Genomic DNA, 15,540 nt, shown 5'->3' on the forward strand with positions numbered 1-15,540 from the left:
GGGCTGAACTCCCGCTCGAACGACTGCCGTCGACCCATTCGTGTCGCCGCGCCCGAATAGGCTTGACGACATGCGCATCGCCACTTGGAACGTCAACTCGATCCGCGCCCGCGTGGGGCGCACCGTCGATTGGATGGTGCGCGAAGACGTCGACGTGCTCGCGATGCAGGAGATCAAGTGCAAGCCCGAGCAGTTCCCGATCGAGGCGTTCGAGGAGGCCGGCTACGAGGTCGCGATCCACGGACTGAACCAGTGGAACGGCGTCGCGATCGCGAGCCGCTCGCCGATCGGCGAAGTCGAGACCTCCTTCCCCGGCATGCCGGGCTTCCTCAAGGGGCTCGAGGGCCCCGACCAGCCGCAGGAGGCGCGCGCAATCGGCGCGACCGTCAACGGTGTGCGGGTGTGGAGCCTCTATGTGCCCAACGGCCGTTCGCTCGGCGACCCGCACTACACGTACAAGCTCGACTGGCTCGCCGCGCTGACCGAGTACACGCGCGCCGAGACATCCTCTCGGCCCGAAGTGCCGTTCGCGCTCATGGGCGACTTCAACATCGCCCCGCTCGATGAGGACAACGGCGACCCCGCGGTCGTCGAGGGGCAGACGACGCACGTCTCCCCGGCCGAGCGGCAGGCGTTCTTCACGCTCGAGAACGCGGGAGTGACCGACGTCGTGCGCCCGCGCATCCCCGAGGGCTACACCTACTGGGACTACAAGCAGCTGAAGTTCCCGCGCAACGAGGGGCTGCGCATCGACTTCATCCTCGGGTCGGCGGCCTTCGCCGAGGCAGTGACGGATGCCTCGATCCACCGCAACGAACGCAAGGGCGACGCCCCGAGCGACCACGTGCCGGTGCTGGTCGAGCTCGCGATCGGCGATGACGACGACGATCGCCCGATGATCTTCTAGCGGGCTCTCGTGTCAGCGATGCGCTCGCCACATCGGCTGCAGCGCCGGGGCGTCGGTGGCAACACGAATCGGCGTTCCAAGGTCGCGGAACCCGTGACGCAGGTAGAAGCGACGATTGTCGGGCGATGACGCCTCGAGGTAGACGGGCAGTTGCTGCGTCTCGGCTCGGTCGATGACCGCGGCGAGCATGATGCCGCCGATGCCGCTTCCCCGTCGTGCCGGGTGCACGGCCATCGACGGAAGGTAGACGTGCGGCGATCGCGGGCGCCTCGCGTCGGTCGCGTGCTGGAGCAGGCGCATTCGCTGCGACAGCGGATCGCGTCCGGTGATCTCACTTGTGATCACGCTCGACGAGTGCTGCCAGATCGACGCACCCAGCGGAATGCCGTCCGGTACCGCCGCGGTGATCACGCTGCCGGACGCGATCGCCTCGCGCAGCGACGCGTCGAACATGAAGCGCAGGATCTCGAGGCGGGAGCGCTGGTCGGGATGGATCCACCCGGTGAGTGCGTCATCGTCGAATGCCGACGCGCACAGTTCGACGATCACTGCGGCGTCGCGCGACGTGGCGAGTCGTGCTCGGATTCCGGGTTCGGTCATTGGCGGTGCCCCTCTCTGATTTCGATCTGCGATGGCCGCGAACCCGACGTCACGACGTCGCCGCGTGTGCGAGCGCGCTCGGCGTGAGGCGCCCGACGATCGCCGGTGCCTTCCCGACGAGGGCGTCGTTCGACAGCGCCTCGATCATGAAGAGCGCGTAGTCGACCCGTCGGGTTCGGTCGCTCGCGAGCACGGGGTCGCCGACGTGATCGGTCCAGACGGGGAGCCCCTGACTCTCGCCCTCCTCGAGCGTGCTCGCCCGCACCAGGGTCCACCGGGTGCGGCTCGCGTAGATCCGGCGAGCGGCCTCGACCTGGTCGTCGATGTCCATGATGCGCAGCGCACGCATGAGCTTCGTCATCGCGGCCTGCGCGCGGAGGGTCGACGGCGAGTACTGATCACGATCGTCACGCGGAACGTGCCACCCGCACGAGAAGATCAGGCGCGCCCCGGGCTCCGCGAAATCGAGCACCGCCTGCGCGGTGCCGGAAGCGTACTGCCGGACGCCCCAGGGAACCAGCACCACGAGCACCCCGTCGCACCTGGCGATCGCCTTCCGGATGACCTGCCGGTCGTCGGTGTCGCCGGGCACAACGGTGATCCGGTTCGACAGGTCGCCGAGCTTGCCGACGCTTCGCTCTCGACAGACGCCGACGACCTCGAACCCGCGGTCCAGCGCAAGCCTGACCATGTGCTGGCCGAGCTTGCCCGACGCGCCGATGATCGCGACTCTGCGGTTGCCTGCCGTCATGTCCTGCTCCGCCCTCGCACGTGTACTTACAATGTAAGTACCGTATACTTACATTGTAAGTAGCGCAAGCCTCGAACGGAGCACACGCATGAACATTCCCACCGAGGCCGGCCGGGACACCCGCCGAACGCCGCTGAATCGAGCGCGCATCGTCGAGGCAGCGGTCCGACTGGCCGACACCGCCGGCCCGTCAGGTGTGACGATGCGGGCCGTGGCGGCGTCGCTCGGCGTCGAAGCGATGTCGCTCTACAACCACGTGGCGAACCGCGCCGATCTCCTCGACGGCATGGTCGATGCCGTGTTCGCGGAGATCGGGCTCCCGGATGCCTCGGGCCACTGGAGAGGCGAGATGCACGCCCTCGCCGTCTCGACCCGCACGGCGTTGCAGCGACACCCATGGGCGATCGGAATGCTGGACTCGCGAAGCACGCCGGGGCCGGCGACGCTGCGCCACCACGACACGGTGCTCGGTGCCCTGCGCCGGGCGGGGTTCTCGACGACGATGTCGGTGCACGCCGTGTCGGCGCTCGACAGCTACGTCTACGGCAGCCTGCTGCAGGAGGCCAGCCTCCCGCTTCGCGACGGCCGGGATCTCGGCGACGCGGCGGCCGAGCTGATCGCGAGCCTCCCGGTCGCCGACTACCCGCATCTCGCCGAGATCGCCCGGGAACGAGCTGACGCCGGCGTCGCAGCCCCCTCGGCCGACGACGAGTTCCAGTTCGGCCTCGCGCTGATTCTCGACGGACTCGGACCCGACACCCCCTGACGAGCGGACTTCCCGGTCGATACAGCCTTTCGTGAATACACGATCCTCTGTATCGTCGTCGATGTGACCGAGACGGCGACCCTGACCCACACCGCGGCGCTCGCGCGCCTCGGGCACGCGCTCTCCGATGAGACCCGCGCCCGCATCCTGCTCTCGCTCCGCGAAGCGCCCGCGTATCCGTCGGACCTCGCGGAGTCGCTCGGCGTCTCGCGGCAGGTCATGTCGAACCAGCTCGCCTGCCTGCGCGGCTGCGGCCTCGTCGAGGCGGTGCCCGACGGGCGGCGCACCTCGTACCGCCTCGCGGGCGATCACCTCGCCCCGGCCCTCGGCGACCTGCTCCGACTCGTGCTCGTCGTCGATCCGGCGTGCTGCTCGAGCGACGACTGCACCTGCGCATGACTTCGGTGCCGCTCACGCCCGGACCCGGTGAACCCGGGCCGCTCACCCCGCTCACCCCGCTCGCCCCCGAGCGCCGTACCGTGCTCGTGCGACGCATCCGGCTCATCGTCGCGGCGACCATCACGTACAACGTGATCGAGGCGATCGTCGCCCTCGCCGCGGGATCCGTGGCGTCGTCGGCGGCCCTCATCGGCTTCGGCCTCGATTCGATCGTCGAGGTGCTCTCGGCCGCCGCGGTGGCCTGGCAGTTCGCGGCCCCCGACCCGCACCGGCGCGAACGCGCCGCCCTGCGCCTCATCGCCGTCTCGTTCTTCGGCCTGGCGCTCTTCGTCTCGATCGACGCGGCCCGCGCGCTGCTCGGCGCGTCGGAGCCCGAGCACTCCCCCGTCGGCATCGTGCTCGCCGCGGTGAGCCTCGCGATCATGCCGTTGCTGTCGTGGTTCGAACGCCGCACCGGGCGCGAACTCGGTTCGGCGTCCGCCGTCGCCGACTCGAAGCAGACCCTGATCTGCGCCTACCTCTCGGCCGCGCTGCTCGCGGGACTCCTGCTCAACAGCCTGCTCGGCTGGGCGTGGGCCGATTCCGTCGCCGCCCTCGTCATCGCCGCGTTCGCGGTACGCGAGGGCGTCGAGGCCTGGCGCGGCGATGCGTGCACGGTGCCGGTCTCGGTGCTGACGGGCGAGCGCGGGGCCGAGTCCGACGACTGCTGCTGAGCGGGCCCGCAGTTCCTCCGCCTCCCAGCCTGCGGCGATACGCTCGAACACGTGACCAGCTCCCCCGACCTCCTCGCAGACGGCCCCTTCACGGGCGTGACGCTCGGGGGCCGATACCGCCTCGACGGACTCATCGGCCGCGGCGGCATGGCGAGCGTCTATCGCGGCGAAGACCTGAGCCTCGGTCGCCGGGTCGCCGTGAAGGTGTTCGCCGAAGCGGCCGAGGGCATCGACGACGCGGCGCGCCGCCGTTCGGAGACGGCACTGCTCGCGAGCGTCGAGCACCGCGCGCTCGTGCGCCTCTACGACGCCGCGCACGACCGTGGCATCGATCGCGAGTACCTCGTCATGGAACTCGTCGACGGCCGCGACCTGCGGAAGACCCTGCAGGCCGGCCCCGTCAGCGCAGCGGATGCCGCGTGGCTCGCCGCCGACCTCGCCGAGGCGTTGCACGTGATCCACGCGCGCGGCATCGTGCACCGCGACGTCAAGCCCGCGAACGTGCTGCTCGCACCCTCGCACCTGCCGACCCGCAGTTGGAATCCGAAACTCGCCGACTTCGGCATCGCCCGGCTCATCGACGACGCGCGCCTCACCCGCACGGGCGCGTACGTCGGCACCCCCGGTTACCTCAGCCCCGAGCAGGTCGGCGGCCGCGCTCCCGGCACCGCGTCCGACATCTACTCGCTCGGACTCCTGCTGCTCGAGGCGCGCACCGGGCGGTCGGCATTCCCCGGCACGGCGTACGAGGCGACGGCGGCACGCCTCGTGGGCGACCCCGAGATCCCCGCCGAACTCGGCGCCGACTGGGTCGAGCTGCTCCGCGGAATGACCGCTCGCGAGGCATCCGCCCGACCGACTGCGCTCGACGTCGCGATGGCGGCCGGGCAGCTGTCGACGGCGCCGGCCATGGCCGCCACCGCGCAGACGGATGTCGCAGCGACGGCCGTGCTCGAGGCATCCGATGCCCCCACGCTCGTGCTCGGCGCGCCCGAGGCGGGCGACGGCGCGGTCGCCGCCCGCGCCGTGGCCGCGGCGTTCCAGCCCGCCCCGGCCCCGTCGCGACGCTGGATGCGTCCGGCGATCGCCGTCGGGCTGCTCATCGTCATCGCGATCGGCATCGCGCTGCTCGTGCCGCCCGTCATCGCGAGCCTCACCCAGCCGCAGACGGCTCCCACCGAGACGCTGCCGACCCTGCCCGGCGAGCTCGGCGTGCATCTCGAGCAGCTCGAGGAGGCGGTGACGCGATGACGCGCGCGCGACTCCGCACCGCCGTGGGCGCCGGCCTCCTGGCCGGGTCGCTCGTGTTCGGGCTGGCCGCCTGCGGTCAGGCTCCCGAGGCGGTGAGTGCCGATCTCCACTCCTCGGTCGTGCAGGTCGCCAAGCGAGCGGCGAGCGGCGACTACCTCGGCGCGATCGCCGCCCTCGCGCTGCTCGAGAACGACGTGTCCGCGGCCGTCGACTCGGGCGCCATCGACGAGGAGCAGGCCGCCGACATCGGGGAGGCGATCGCCCTGGTGCAGGCCGACCTCGAGGCGGCCGAGGCCGCCGATTCCGTCACGCCGACGCCGACGCCATCGGAGGACGACGACGACAACCGCGGCCCGGGCAACAACAACGGCAACAAGGACAAGAACAAGGACAAGAAGCACGAGCAGGGCGACGACGACTGAGCGCTCGCCCGAAGCGCACCTGCGACCCGCAAGTGCGTAGTCTCGTGGGATGCCCACGCTCACCGTTCCCGGCGCCGAACTCCGCTACGAGTCGACGGGCCGCGCATCCGCCCCGGCGCTGCTCCTCATCCCTGCGGGCATCGCGACGCTGCGCATGTGGGACGAGCAGATCGACGCCCTCGCCGAAGACCACCTCGTCGCCCGGTTCGACCCGCGGGGCTTCGGGGGCACGCGCCATGACGAGGCGGTGCCGTTCGCGAATCACGCCGATGCGGCGGCCGTGCTCGACCACCTCGGCATCGCCGAGGCGACCGTGATCGGGGCGAGCCGCGGCGGACGCATCACGCTCGACACCGCCCTCGCCTTCCCCGACCGCGTGCGCGGCGTCATGACGATCGGTTCGGAGCCGGGCGGGTTTCCCGACCTGCCGCTCACCGACGAGGAGCAGCGCCGATTCGACGAGATCGAGGCGATCGACCCCGCGATCGACGCGGCGCTGCTGATGCGCCTCGAGGCGGACGTCTGGGCGGTGGGGCCCACTCGCACCGAGGCCGAAGTGGACCCCGCGTTCGTTCGACGGGCGCGCGAGCTGAACGCCCCGAATGCCGCGCACGCGACCGACGACGGCACCGTGCTCCCGCTCGAACCGCCGGCGTACGAGCGTCTCGGCGACATCCGCGTTCCCGCGCTCGTCACCGTGGGCGAGTACGACCTCAGCATCGAGCTCGCGGCGTACGACCACCTGCTCGCGCACCTGCCGAGCGCGACGGGCGCTCGCTTCGCCGACACCGCCCACCTGCCGAGCGTCGAGCGCCCCGAGGAGTTCACGCGCGTGCTGCTCGACTGGCTCGAACGGCACGGGCTCTGACGACGCTCAGCGCCGACCGGTGAACCGCTCCATCGAGCGGTAGACACCGAAGCCGTCGCCGACGACCAGGTCGAAGACGCGCGTCGGCAACAGCGCCCGGAGTGCCCGTGAGAAGCGGACGCTCCTCGGCAGCTCGAGCAGGGGCCGGCCCTCGAGCATCGCCCGCCAGACGCGGTCGACGACGTATTCGGGATCGAGCACCGGCGCGAGCACCGGACCTCGAGCACCGGCGAACATGCCGGTCGCGATGTAGCTCGGCGTGACCGTGGTCACCTTCACGTTGCCGTGGTCGGACTGTTCGAGCTCGAGGCGCAGCGAATCGCTCCAGCCGATGAGCGCCGCCTTCGATGCGGCGTAGACCGCCATGCGGGGGTTCGCGAGGGTGCCGGCCGCGCTCGCGACGTTCACGATGCGCGCCGCGCGGTACGCGTTCGAGATCATGCCGGGCAGGAACTCGCGCGCGATGTACATCGGCGCGAGCGCGTTGACCTGCATCGTCGTGCGGGTGTCGTCGCCGTTGTCGGTGTTCCAGAAGTAGCGGTTGCCGCGCACGATGCCGGCGTTGTTGATCAGCACGTCGGGGTTGCCGACCTCGCGCCGCACCCGCTGCGCGGTCTTCGCGATCGCGCCGAGGTCGCCGACGTCGACGACGTACGACTGGATGCGGGTGCGCCCGCGCGAGATCGCGCCGAGCTCGTCGACGGCGCGGGCGAGCGCAGCCGCGTCGCGGTCCCAGAGCGTGACGGATGCCGCGTGCTCGGCCACCGCTCGTTCGGCGTACATGCGGCCCATGCCGCCCGCGGCCCCGGTGATCAGCACACTGGCACCGCGAACCGTTCTCGTCATCCGTCCATTCTCGCCCACGCTCGCACTCGCCGTGCCGGCGCGGTGCTGCGTCCGGAGCATCGACACGGGATGACCGGATGGAGTGCCGGGTCGCAGGAAGTTCGAGCATCAGCGGAATCACCGAGGAATTCCCGTATTACGTCCCGGGTCGGACCCGCCTGACAGTGTTCCCTGCGATGGATAGCGTCGAAGCACCCCATCCACCACGGACCGTCGAGGAGGCGCCATGACCGCGGCATCCGTCTCGTTCCGCGCCGTCGGTCGCGCCTTCGACACGACGGCCGGTCGCCGCCAGGTGCTGCGCGACATCGACCTCGAGGTCGGAGCGGGTGAGATCGTCGCGATCCTCGGCCCGAGCGGGTGCGGCAAGTCGACGCTCCTCCGCATCGCGGGCGGGCTCGACCGTGCGAGCGGCGGCTCGGTCACGGTCGACGGCACCGTCGTCGCACCCTTCGACCCGCGCTCGGCCGTCGGCTTCCAGGAGCCGCGGCTGCTGCCGTGGCGCACCGTCGCCGGCAACGTCGCACTCGGGCTGCCGCGCGGCACGTCGAAGTCCGCCGGCCGCGACAAGGTGGCCCGACTCATCGAACTCGTCGGCCTCGCCGACTTCGCCGGGCATCGGCCTCGCGAGATCTCGGGCGGCATGGCCCAGCGCACCTCGCTCGCCCGGGCCCTCGCCCGCAACCCCGGCGTACTGCTGCTCGACGAGCCGTTCGGCGCGCTCGACGCGCTCACCCGGCTGAAGATGCAGGACCTCCTGCTCGACGTGCACGCCGCCGCGCCCACGACGGTGCTGCTCGTCACGCACGACGTCGACGAGGCCCTGCAGCTCGCCGACCGGGTCATCCTGCTCGGCGACGACGGCGAGCGGCCCGGCGCCGACATCCGCCAGATCGTCGTCGTGCCGGGTTCCCGGCCGCGCGACCGCGGTTCGGCCGAGCTCGCCGAGCTGCGCGGCCGTCTCCTCGACGGCCTCGGCATCGATCGTCACGGTGCCGCCCGCGGCATCGAGACCACCACGACCATCCCGCACTACCCGTTCTGACCGGCGCGCACAGCACGCGGCGCCACCACCGAAGCCACCACCATTGAAGGAGTCCCCCGTGCCACGCACCCCGTTCCTCCGTTCCGCGCTCGTCGCGGGCGCGGCCGCCGCCGCCCTGCTGCTCTCCGGCTGCGTCGCCGGCGAAGGCCAGGCGGCCGAGCCCGACCCCGCAGAGACCGGGGAGACCGTCTCGCTCGAGGGCCAGACGCTCAACATCGACTTCGCGACGTACAACCCGCTGAGCCTCGTCATCAAGGACCAGGGCTGGCTCGAGGACGCCGGTCTGACGGTCAACTGGGTGCAGTCGGCCGGGTCGAACAAGGCCAACGAGGCCCTCCGCGCCGGAGCGATCGATGTCGGCTCGACCGCCGGCTCGGCCGCGCTGCTCGCGCGTTCGAACGGCTCGCCCATCCAGGTGATCGACATCTACTCGCAGCCCGAGTGGGCGGCCCTCGTGGCGCCCGACGGCTCGCCGATCACCTCGGTCGAAGACCTGAAGGGCAAGCAGGTCGCGGCGACCAAGGGCACCGACCCCTACTTCTTCCTGCTGCAGTCGCTCGAGGCCGAGGGCCTCTCGGCAGACGACATCGTCGTGCAGAACCTGCAGCACGCCGACGGCTGGGCCGCCCTGCAGAACGGCTCGGTCGACGCGTGGTCGGGGCTCGACCCGATCATGGCCGGCGCCGAGGAGCAGGGCGCGACCCTCTTCTACCGCAACGTCGACTTCAACAGCTACGGCTTCCTGAACGCCACCGAGTCGTTCATCGCCGAGAAGCCCGAGGTCGCGCAGGCCGTCGTCGACGCCTACGAGCAGGCACGCGCCTGGGCCGCGGAGAACCCCGAGGAGACCGCGCAGATCCTCGCCGACGTCGCAGGCCTCGACCTCGCCGTCGCGACGAAGGTCATCGAGGAGCGCTCGAACCTCGACGTCGACCCCGTGCCGGGCGACGCCCAGGTGGCCGTGCTCGAGAAGATCGGCCCGATCTTCGTCGAGCTCGGTGACGTCGCCACGCAGGCCCAGGTCGACGAGGCACTCGAGACGATCGTCAACGACACCTTCGTCACGAAGGCCGACGCGAGCCGCTTCGAGTAGGAGACGACGATGACGGATGCCTCGCACACGACGCTCTCGACGGGCGCGGCGATCCACGACGGCGCTGCCGTGCGGGTCGCCGTGAACGGTGGTTCGACGTCGATCGCGGCCGGCCATGGGGCATCCGTCACCTCGCCCGACGGCGGGCGCCCGCGGGCCCGCCTCGTCGACCGCCGCTGGTTCCGCATCGTCGGCGGCGCGATCATTCCCCTCGCCCTGCTCGGCATCTGGCAGTGGGTCTCGACCTCGGGGTTCGTGCCCCTCTCGCAGCTGCCGTCCCCCGAGATGGTCTGGCTCGCCGCGGTCGACCTCGCCCAGCGCGGCGTGCTCGGCCTCTACGTCGCGATCTCGACCCAGCGGGTCTTCCTCGGCTTCGCCTTCGGCGCCGCGGTCGGTCTGGCGCTCGGAGCGGTCGTCGGGCTCTCGCGGCTCGCCGACGTCCTGCTCGCGCCGACGCTCGGCGGCATCCGGGCGGTGCCGTCGCTCGCGTGGATCCCCCTGCTCATCCTCTGGTTCGGCATCGGCGAGGACTCGAAGGTCATCCTCATCGCGATCGGCGCGTTCTTCCCCGTCTACACGATCGTCTCGGCGTCGCTGCGGCACGTCGACCGCCAGCTCATCGAGGCCGGGCGGGCGTTCGGACTGCACGGCCCTGCCCTGTTCGCGACCGTGCAACTGCCCGCGGTCGTGCCCTCGGTGCTCTCGGCGCTGCGGCTCGCCCTCGCGCAGTCGTGGCTGTTCCTCGTCGCGGCCGAACTCATCGCCTCGTCGATGGGGCTCGGATTCCTGCTCAACGACTCGGGCCAGAACGGGCGCATCGACCGCATCTTCCTCGCGATCATCCTGCTGGCACTCCTCGGCAAGCTCACCGACTCGGTGCTGGCGCTCATCGAGCGCTGGGCGGTGCGCCGCTGGGCCTAGCGGCAGCCTGAAGCGCCGGGCGCTCGCGGCACTCGATCAGTCGAAACGCTTGGCCATCCGCATCGAGGCGGTCTCGTAGCCGAGCGACTCGTACAAACCGCGGGCGGCGGCGTTGAACGCGAACACGTTGAGGCCGATCGAGTGCGCGCCCTGCGATCGCGCATGCTCCTCGGCGAGCTGCATCGCCTCGTGACCGGGCATCGGCACCCCGCCCGGAAACGAGTCGGCCATGCCGTCCACGGCATGGCGAGCCGCCCACTCCTCGGACCTGCCCGTCGCGACGAGGTCGCGGGCGTACTCCGCGGCGCTGCGATCGATCCACTCGGGAAGGCGGGAACGATCGAGCGGTCGGAGCGAGGCGGTCATGAGCGAAGCCTGCCATACGGCAGCACAGGGTCGGGCCTTCCACACGCGGCGACCGTCATGGCACCATGGGCGGATGACCGACGACGTCCGACTCCGCCCCAAGACCGACGCAGAGACCGCTGCCTGGTTGCCCGTCGCGATGGCGGCGTACGAGCAGGCACGTCAGGTCGCGGGTGACACCGAAGAGCAGGCGGCCGCCGGTCGGCGCGCTTCGGAGGAGCAGTACTTCCCCGGCGGGCGCCTTGTCGACGGACACGCGCTCTTCACGATCGAGGCCGACGGCGATGACGCCGGCTGGCTCTGGGTCGGCCCGATGGCCGACCCGGCCAACTGGTACGTCTACGACGTCGAGGTCCACGAGACGCACCGCCGGCGCGGACTCGGCGCTCGCGCGATGCAGCTCGCCGAGGCGGTCGCGCGCGAGCACGGCGCGGTGAACCTGCGACTGAACGTCTTCGGCTACAATACGCCGGCGATCCGCCTCTACGAGGGCCTCGGCTACGAGACGGCGGCGATCCACATGCAGAAGGCCCTCTGACCGACGGGCGGATGCCGCGGCATCCGTTCACTCACTGCCCGGTGATCACCAGGGCTCGTCGGCCGCCGGCATGAGGGTTCGCAGCTTCGCGACGCCCTCGGGGAAGCACGCGTCGAAGATCTCGGTCGCCGAGACCTCGTCGCCGTAGTCGCCGGTCAGGCGGAGTCCGACGATCGCGTTGATGAGCATGCCGGTGGCCATGAACTCGCGGGACTGCTCTTCGGAGAACCCGGCCTCCTCGCGGAGGAAACGCCAGATCGCGCTGAACCCCGCGCGGGCGACCCTGCCGATCACGGGCTCTCCGCCGAGCGCGGTCGAGCCCGCGATCACCGAGAGCATGCCGCGCTCGGCCAGCAGCGCCGTGTACGCGGTGCCCATGCGCTCGCCGCGCCCCTCGTCCGCGCCGGGCAGCGCCGCCCGGAAGTCGCCGATCAGCCGCGCGTACGCCCGCTCGATGACCTCGACGAAGAGCTTCTCCTTCGTGCCGAAGAGCCGCACGACATACGGCTGGCTGACGCCGGCGGCGCGGGCGACCTCGTCGGTCGTCGTGCCGACGTAGGTCTTCGCGCCGAATACCGCGGTGGCGGCCTCGAGGATGAGCTCGCGGCGGTCGGCCGCCTTCATCCGCGGAGCCGTGGGGACCGATTCGACCGTCATGGTTGACATGTTATCAGTCGATTACTACAGTTCGAAGTAATCATCCGATAACAACAAGGAGCGCGGTCGTGTCCACCACTCTCGATGCCGCAGTTCGTCCCGCCGAGCGCCGTTCCGGCGCCCGACGCCCGAGCCCGATCTGGCTCGTCCTCGTCGCCACGGCGCTGCCGATGTTCATGGCGACGCTCGACAACCTCGTCATGACCAACGCGCTGCCGGTGCTCCACTCGGAGTTCGGTGCATCAGTCGAAGAACTGCAATGGTTCATGAACGCCTACACGCTCGCCTTCGCGAGCACGATCCTCATGGCCGTCGCGCTCGGCGACCGGTTCGGGCGGCGCACGGTCTTCGTGATCGGCATCGTCGTCTTCACCCTGAGTTCGGCCCTCGCCGCCCTCGCCACCGATCCCGGCCAGCTGATCGCGGCGCGCGCCGCGCAGGGCTTCGGCGCCGCGGCGATCATGCCGCTCTCGCTCACGCTGCTCGCGGGCTCGGTGCCGATCGCGCGCCGACCGCTCGCGATCGGCATCTGGGGCGGCGTCTCCGGTCTCGGCGTCGCCGTCGGCCCGCTCATCGGCGGCGCGATCATCGAGGGCTGGGCCTGGCAGGCGATCTTCTGGATCAACGTGCCCATCGGCCTCGCATCGATCGCGCTCGCACTCGTCGCCCTGCCGAACAGCTTCGGCGCCCGACTGCGGGCGGATGTCGTCGGCCTCGTGCTGTCCGGGCTCGGCCTCCTCGGCCTGGTCTACGGCATCGTGCGCGGCAACGACGCCGGCTGGTCGAGTTTCGAGGTGCTCGGCAGCCTCATCGCGGGCGGTGCGCTGCTGGCCGCGTTCATCGCATGGGAGGCGCGCACGCCGGCGCCGCTCCTGCCGCTCCGCCTCTTCCGCGACCGCAGCTTCACCGTGGCGAACCTCGCGGGCTTCGGGTTCAGTTTCGGCGCGTTCGGCTCGATCTTCCTCCTCATCCAGTTCCTGCAGGTCGTGCAGGGCGCGAGTCCGTTCGAGGCGGCACTGCAGACCTCGCCGTGGACCCTCGCCCCGATGATCGTCGCCCCGCTCGCGGGCGCGTTCGCCGGACGCATCGGCACCCGCGCGCTCATCGTCGCCGGCCTCGTTGCCCTGTCCGGCGCCCTCTTCTGGTTGGCGCAGTTGCTCGATGCGGCCACCGAGTTCTCCGCCTTCGTCGCACCGTTCATCCTTGCGGGCGTCGGCATGGGGCTCGTGTTCGCACCGTCGGCGACGGCCGTGCTCGCGACCATGAAGCCGAATGACCACGCAAAGGCGAGCGGCACCAATTCGATGCTGCGCGAGGTCGGCGTGGCGCTCGGCATCGCCGTGTCGACGGCGGTCTTCACCGGGGCGGGCGGCGCGCTGACGCCGACCGACTACGGCATCGGCGCCCAGCCCGCTGTCGTCGTCGGCGCGGCCGTGCTGCTGGCTTCGGCGCTCATCGCCCTGCTGCTGCCCGCCGGGCGCGCCGTGCCGTCGTCGCCCGGCTCCCGGATCCGCGAGGCCGATCCCGTACATTGACAGCCATGGACGACGAAGTCCCCACCGGCAGCGCCGTGTGGGGACTTCGTGCGGATGGCCCGCGAGACCTAGTAGGTCGAGATGTTCGGGTTCGAGGCCGCGACTGCGAACGCCACGATGAAGATGACGACGATCAGGGCGATCGACACGAAGCCGATGATGATCGCCGCGAGCGCGAGGCCGCGGCCGCGCTCTCCGGTCTTCTTCACCTGGTTCAGGCCGATGAAGCCGAGCACGATCGCGACGATGTTGAACCCGACGAGCGAGAGCACGAAGCCGACGATCGAGAGGACGTTCCACTTCTCGGCGGGCGCCGACGTTGCAGCTACGGGGGCGGGAGCGGGAGTGGTCATGTGTGAGGTTTCCTTGCTCTAGTGGTCGACGAATTGCCGAACCGAATACTGACAGTGCCCGCGAGTCGGTGTCAATGGAGAGAACTCTCCGTATTGCGCCGTGCGACTCCGTGCGTCGCTTCCTGCGTCACGTCAGCGTCACGTCAGCGGCGCGCGCGGAAGGCCGCGCGCGCCTCGGGGGCGAGGTGCTCGGTGGCGTACGACAGCATCGTACGAGGCATCCTCGCGGCGTATTCGTCGAGGAAGTCGGTGAGCGCCCCGCGGTCGACTCGCTTGCCGAGCTCTCGCAGCATCCAGCCGACCGCCTTGTGCATGAGATCCTCGCGGTCGGCGAGCAGCCGGGGTGCGAGCCGGAGGATCGGCCCGCCGTCGCCGGCCTTGATGTAGGCGAAGGTCGAGAGCACCGCCACCCGTCGCTGCCAGAGCGCATCGGATGCCGCGAGCTCGTCGAGCAGCGGCGATCCGTCACCGTCGTCGGCCAGGAGCACCTGCCCCACGAGGAACTCCGCCGACGCGTCGACGAGATCCCAGTTGTTCACGCGCCCGGCCCGCACCGCGTCGAGGTAGGCGTGATGCAGCGACGCGACCGCGGCATCGTCTCGCGTGCGCGGCCTCATGGCGAGCTGCAGCTGCCGCACCATCACGAGGAGCGCGGCGAGCCGATGCTCGTGGACCTCGCTCGCGAGCAAGGCGGATGCCTCTGGCAGCGGCATCCGCTCGAAGCCCTTCACGATCGCCCGGGTCGCCGGTACGCGAACGCCGACGAAGACGTCGCCCTCGCCGTACTCGCCAGGGCCGGTCTTGAAGAAGCGCTGGAGGAACGCGGCGTCCGCCGGGTCGCCTGCGGCATCGAGCGCGGCGGCGAGCGCGGCCGCGGTCAGCTCGGACGGGGCCGGCGCGGGCGAGTCGGACATGTGCCGCACTCTACTGCTCCCACTCCCCACCGCGCCCACGCCGCGTGCGCGCATGCGATGGGGCCCCGGCGTCGGCCGGGGCCCCATCGGGTCGAGCGCGTCACCGGAGTCGATCCGATGATGCGCCGTGCTCGAGCTGGTGCTGACGAAGCGACTCGGCATCGCTGCGAGCCTCGGCCTGCTTCGCGGTGCGGACGCCTTCGACCACCGCGGCCGACGAAGACTCGGCATGACTGCGAGCCTCGGCCTGCTTCGCGGTACGGACGCCTTCGACCACCGCAGCCGAGGGTACGGATGCGGCGCCGTCTCGGGCGTGGAGCTCGGCACGCATGGCTGCCGACTCGCGCCGAGCCGTGTCCTGGAGCTGCTGCTGCGACTGCTGGTGACCCGCGGCCGGCTCCGGGTCGTTGCCGCGCACGCCTGCGCATGCGCTGAGTGCGACGAGGAGCGCCACCGCACCGATGGCTGCTGCTCCCGTCTTCGTGGTGTACATGACTTCTTTCCTTCCATCTTGAACTGAACAATCCTCAGGTTAGGAAGCAGCGCGGGACGCGTCATCCGGACCCGCACCGGACTCCGGCTCGGTGCAGTCGGT

The 15,540-nt window shown here is 70.8% G+C and carries 20 protein-coding genes; 12 read left to right on the forward strand and 8 right to left on the reverse strand.

Annotation, left to right across the window (positions count from 1 at the left end; all coding sequences use genetic code 11):
* The first annotated feature begins 70 nt into the window (after nucleotides 1-70).
* Nucleotides 71-907: an exodeoxyribonuclease III gene (locus tag ACFCVM_RS09660; RefSeq protein ID WP_375835947.1), complete on the forward strand. Its 837-nt coding sequence runs from the start codon at nucleotides 71-73 to the stop codon at nucleotides 905-907.
* A gap of 12 nt (nucleotides 908-919) precedes the next feature.
* On the opposite strand, the gene ACFCVM_RS09665 is transcribed toward ACFCVM_RS09660, so the two are convergent.
* A complete protein-coding gene (locus tag ACFCVM_RS09665) occupies nucleotides 920-1,507 on the reverse strand; it encodes a GNAT family N-acetyltransferase (protein ID WP_375835949.1) in 588 nt (195 codons plus the stop codon).
* Nucleotides 1,508-1,556: 49 nt separating this feature from the next.
* Nucleotides 1,557-2,258, reverse strand: a complete 702-nt coding sequence (locus ACFCVM_RS09670; RefSeq protein WP_375835951.1) for an NAD(P)-dependent oxidoreductase — start codon at nucleotides 2,256-2,258, stop codon at nucleotides 1,557-1,559.
* A gap of 88 nt (nucleotides 2,259-2,346) precedes the next feature.
* Here ACFCVM_RS09670 and ACFCVM_RS09675 point away from each other — a divergent pair, with 88 nt between their 5' ends.
* The 6 genes from ACFCVM_RS09675 to ACFCVM_RS09700 all read left to right on the forward strand — a co-directional run bounded on the left by ACFCVM_RS09675 (nucleotide 2,347) and on the right by ACFCVM_RS09700 (nucleotide 6,677).
* Nucleotides 2,347-3,024: a TetR/AcrR family transcriptional regulator gene (locus ACFCVM_RS09675; RefSeq protein ID WP_375835953.1), complete on the forward strand. Its 678-nt coding sequence runs from the start codon at nucleotides 2,347-2,349 to the stop codon at nucleotides 3,022-3,024.
* Between the two features lie 63 nt (nucleotides 3,025-3,087).
* On the forward strand, nucleotides 3,088-3,423 hold the full coding sequence (locus tag ACFCVM_RS09680) for an ArsR/SmtB family transcription factor (RefSeq protein ID WP_375835955.1): 336 nt from the start codon (nucleotides 3,088-3,090) through the stop codon (nucleotides 3,421-3,423).
* Nucleotides 3,420-4,136 (forward strand): cation transporter, encoded by a 717-nt coding sequence (locus ACFCVM_RS09685; RefSeq protein ID WP_375836698.1) that lies wholly within the window; start codon nucleotides 3,420-3,422, stop codon nucleotides 4,134-4,136. The genes ACFCVM_RS09680 and ACFCVM_RS09685 overlap by 4 nt, the downstream gene beginning before the upstream one ends.
* Before the next feature lie 51 nt (nucleotides 4,137-4,187).
* A complete protein-coding gene (locus tag ACFCVM_RS09690) occupies nucleotides 4,188-5,387 on the forward strand; it encodes a serine/threonine-protein kinase (RefSeq protein ID WP_375835957.1) in 1,200 nt (399 codons plus the stop codon).
* The gene (locus ACFCVM_RS09695; RefSeq protein ID WP_375835959.1) at nucleotides 5,384-5,809 is read left to right on the forward strand and encodes a hypothetical protein; all 426 of its coding nucleotides are present in this window, start codon (nucleotides 5,384-5,386) and stop codon (nucleotides 5,807-5,809) included. Before ACFCVM_RS09690 ends, ACFCVM_RS09695 begins: the two co-directional genes overlap by 4 nt.
* Nucleotides 5,810-5,858: 49 nt before the next feature.
* Nucleotides 5,859-6,677 (forward strand): alpha/beta fold hydrolase, encoded by an 819-nt coding sequence (locus ACFCVM_RS09700; RefSeq protein ID WP_375835961.1) that lies wholly within the window; start codon nucleotides 5,859-5,861, stop codon nucleotides 6,675-6,677.
* Nucleotides 6,678-6,683: 6 nt separating this feature from the next.
* Here the strand turns inward: ACFCVM_RS09700 and ACFCVM_RS09705 are convergent, their stop codons facing one another.
* Nucleotides 6,684-7,523, reverse strand: a complete 840-nt coding sequence (locus ACFCVM_RS09705; protein WP_375835963.1) for an SDR family oxidoreductase — start codon at nucleotides 7,521-7,523, stop codon at nucleotides 6,684-6,686.
* A 226-nt stretch (nucleotides 7,524-7,749) separates the two neighbouring features.
* Here ACFCVM_RS09705 and ACFCVM_RS09710 point away from each other — a divergent pair, with 226 nt between their 5' ends.
* From ACFCVM_RS09710 to ACFCVM_RS09720, 3 genes are read left to right on the forward strand one after another with little or no spacing between them, the layout of a single operon-like run.
* A complete protein-coding gene (locus tag ACFCVM_RS09710) occupies nucleotides 7,750-8,568 on the forward strand; it encodes an ABC transporter ATP-binding protein (RefSeq protein WP_375835965.1) in 819 nt (272 codons plus the stop codon).
* A gap of 58 nt (nucleotides 8,569-8,626) precedes the next feature.
* Nucleotides 8,627-9,661: an aliphatic sulfonate ABC transporter substrate-binding protein gene (locus ACFCVM_RS09715; RefSeq protein WP_375835966.1), complete on the forward strand. Its 1,035-nt coding sequence runs from the start codon at nucleotides 8,627-8,629 to the stop codon at nucleotides 9,659-9,661.
* Nucleotides 9,662-9,670: 9 nt separating this feature from the next.
* Nucleotides 9,671-10,582 (forward strand): ABC transporter permease, encoded by a 912-nt coding sequence (locus ACFCVM_RS09720; protein ID WP_375835967.1) that lies wholly within the window; start codon nucleotides 9,671-9,673, stop codon nucleotides 10,580-10,582.
* A 36-nt stretch (nucleotides 10,583-10,618) separates the two neighbouring features.
* Here ACFCVM_RS09720 and ACFCVM_RS09725 read toward each other — a convergent pair whose 3' ends face one another.
* Complete coding sequence (locus tag ACFCVM_RS09725; RefSeq protein WP_375835968.1) at nucleotides 10,619-10,948, reverse strand: GNAT family N-acetyltransferase; 330 nt, start codon at nucleotides 10,946-10,948, stop codon at nucleotides 10,619-10,621.
* 73 nt (nucleotides 10,949-11,021) lie between these two features.
* Between ACFCVM_RS09725 and ACFCVM_RS09730 the strand changes: the two genes are divergently transcribed.
* Nucleotides 11,022-11,486, forward strand: a complete 465-nt coding sequence (locus tag ACFCVM_RS09730; protein ID WP_375835969.1) for a GNAT family N-acetyltransferase — start codon at nucleotides 11,022-11,024, stop codon at nucleotides 11,484-11,486.
* Between the two features lie 45 nt (nucleotides 11,487-11,531).
* Here the strand turns inward: ACFCVM_RS09730 and ACFCVM_RS09735 are convergent, their stop codons facing one another.
* Complete coding sequence (locus ACFCVM_RS09735; RefSeq protein WP_375835970.1) at nucleotides 11,532-12,152, reverse strand: TetR/AcrR family transcriptional regulator; 621 nt, start codon at nucleotides 12,150-12,152, stop codon at nucleotides 11,532-11,534.
* Between the two features lie 59 nt (nucleotides 12,153-12,211).
* On the opposite strand from ACFCVM_RS09735, the gene ACFCVM_RS09740 reads away from it, so the two are divergent.
* Nucleotides 12,212-13,678: a DHA2 family efflux MFS transporter permease subunit gene (locus ACFCVM_RS09740; RefSeq protein ID WP_375835971.1), complete on the forward strand. Its 1,467-nt coding sequence runs from the start codon at nucleotides 12,212-12,214 to the stop codon at nucleotides 13,676-13,678.
* 68 nt (nucleotides 13,679-13,746) lie between these two features.
* Here the strand turns inward: ACFCVM_RS09740 and ACFCVM_RS09745 are convergent, their stop codons facing one another.
* The 3 genes from ACFCVM_RS09745 to ACFCVM_RS09755 all read right to left on the reverse strand — a co-directional run bounded on the left by ACFCVM_RS09745 (nucleotide 13,747) and on the right by ACFCVM_RS09755 (nucleotide 15,438).
* Nucleotides 13,747-14,031 (reverse strand): DUF4190 domain-containing protein, encoded by a 285-nt coding sequence (locus tag ACFCVM_RS09745; RefSeq protein WP_375835972.1) that lies wholly within the window; start codon nucleotides 14,029-14,031, stop codon nucleotides 13,747-13,749.
* 143 nt (nucleotides 14,032-14,174) lie between these two features.
* Nucleotides 14,175-14,945: a DNA alkylation repair protein gene (locus ACFCVM_RS09750; protein ID WP_375835973.1), complete on the reverse strand. Its 771-nt coding sequence runs from the start codon at nucleotides 14,943-14,945 to the stop codon at nucleotides 14,175-14,177.
* Between the two features lie 100 nt (nucleotides 14,946-15,045).
* On the reverse strand, nucleotides 15,046-15,438 hold the full coding sequence (locus ACFCVM_RS09755) for a hypothetical protein (RefSeq protein WP_375835974.1): 393 nt from the start codon (nucleotides 15,436-15,438) through the stop codon (nucleotides 15,046-15,048).
* Nucleotides 15,439-15,540: the final 102 nt, after the last annotated feature.

Source organism: Agromyces sp. NPDC056389, assembly GCF_042262385.1.
Lineage (GTDB): Bacteria > Actinomycetota > Actinomycetes > Actinomycetales > Microbacteriaceae > Agromyces.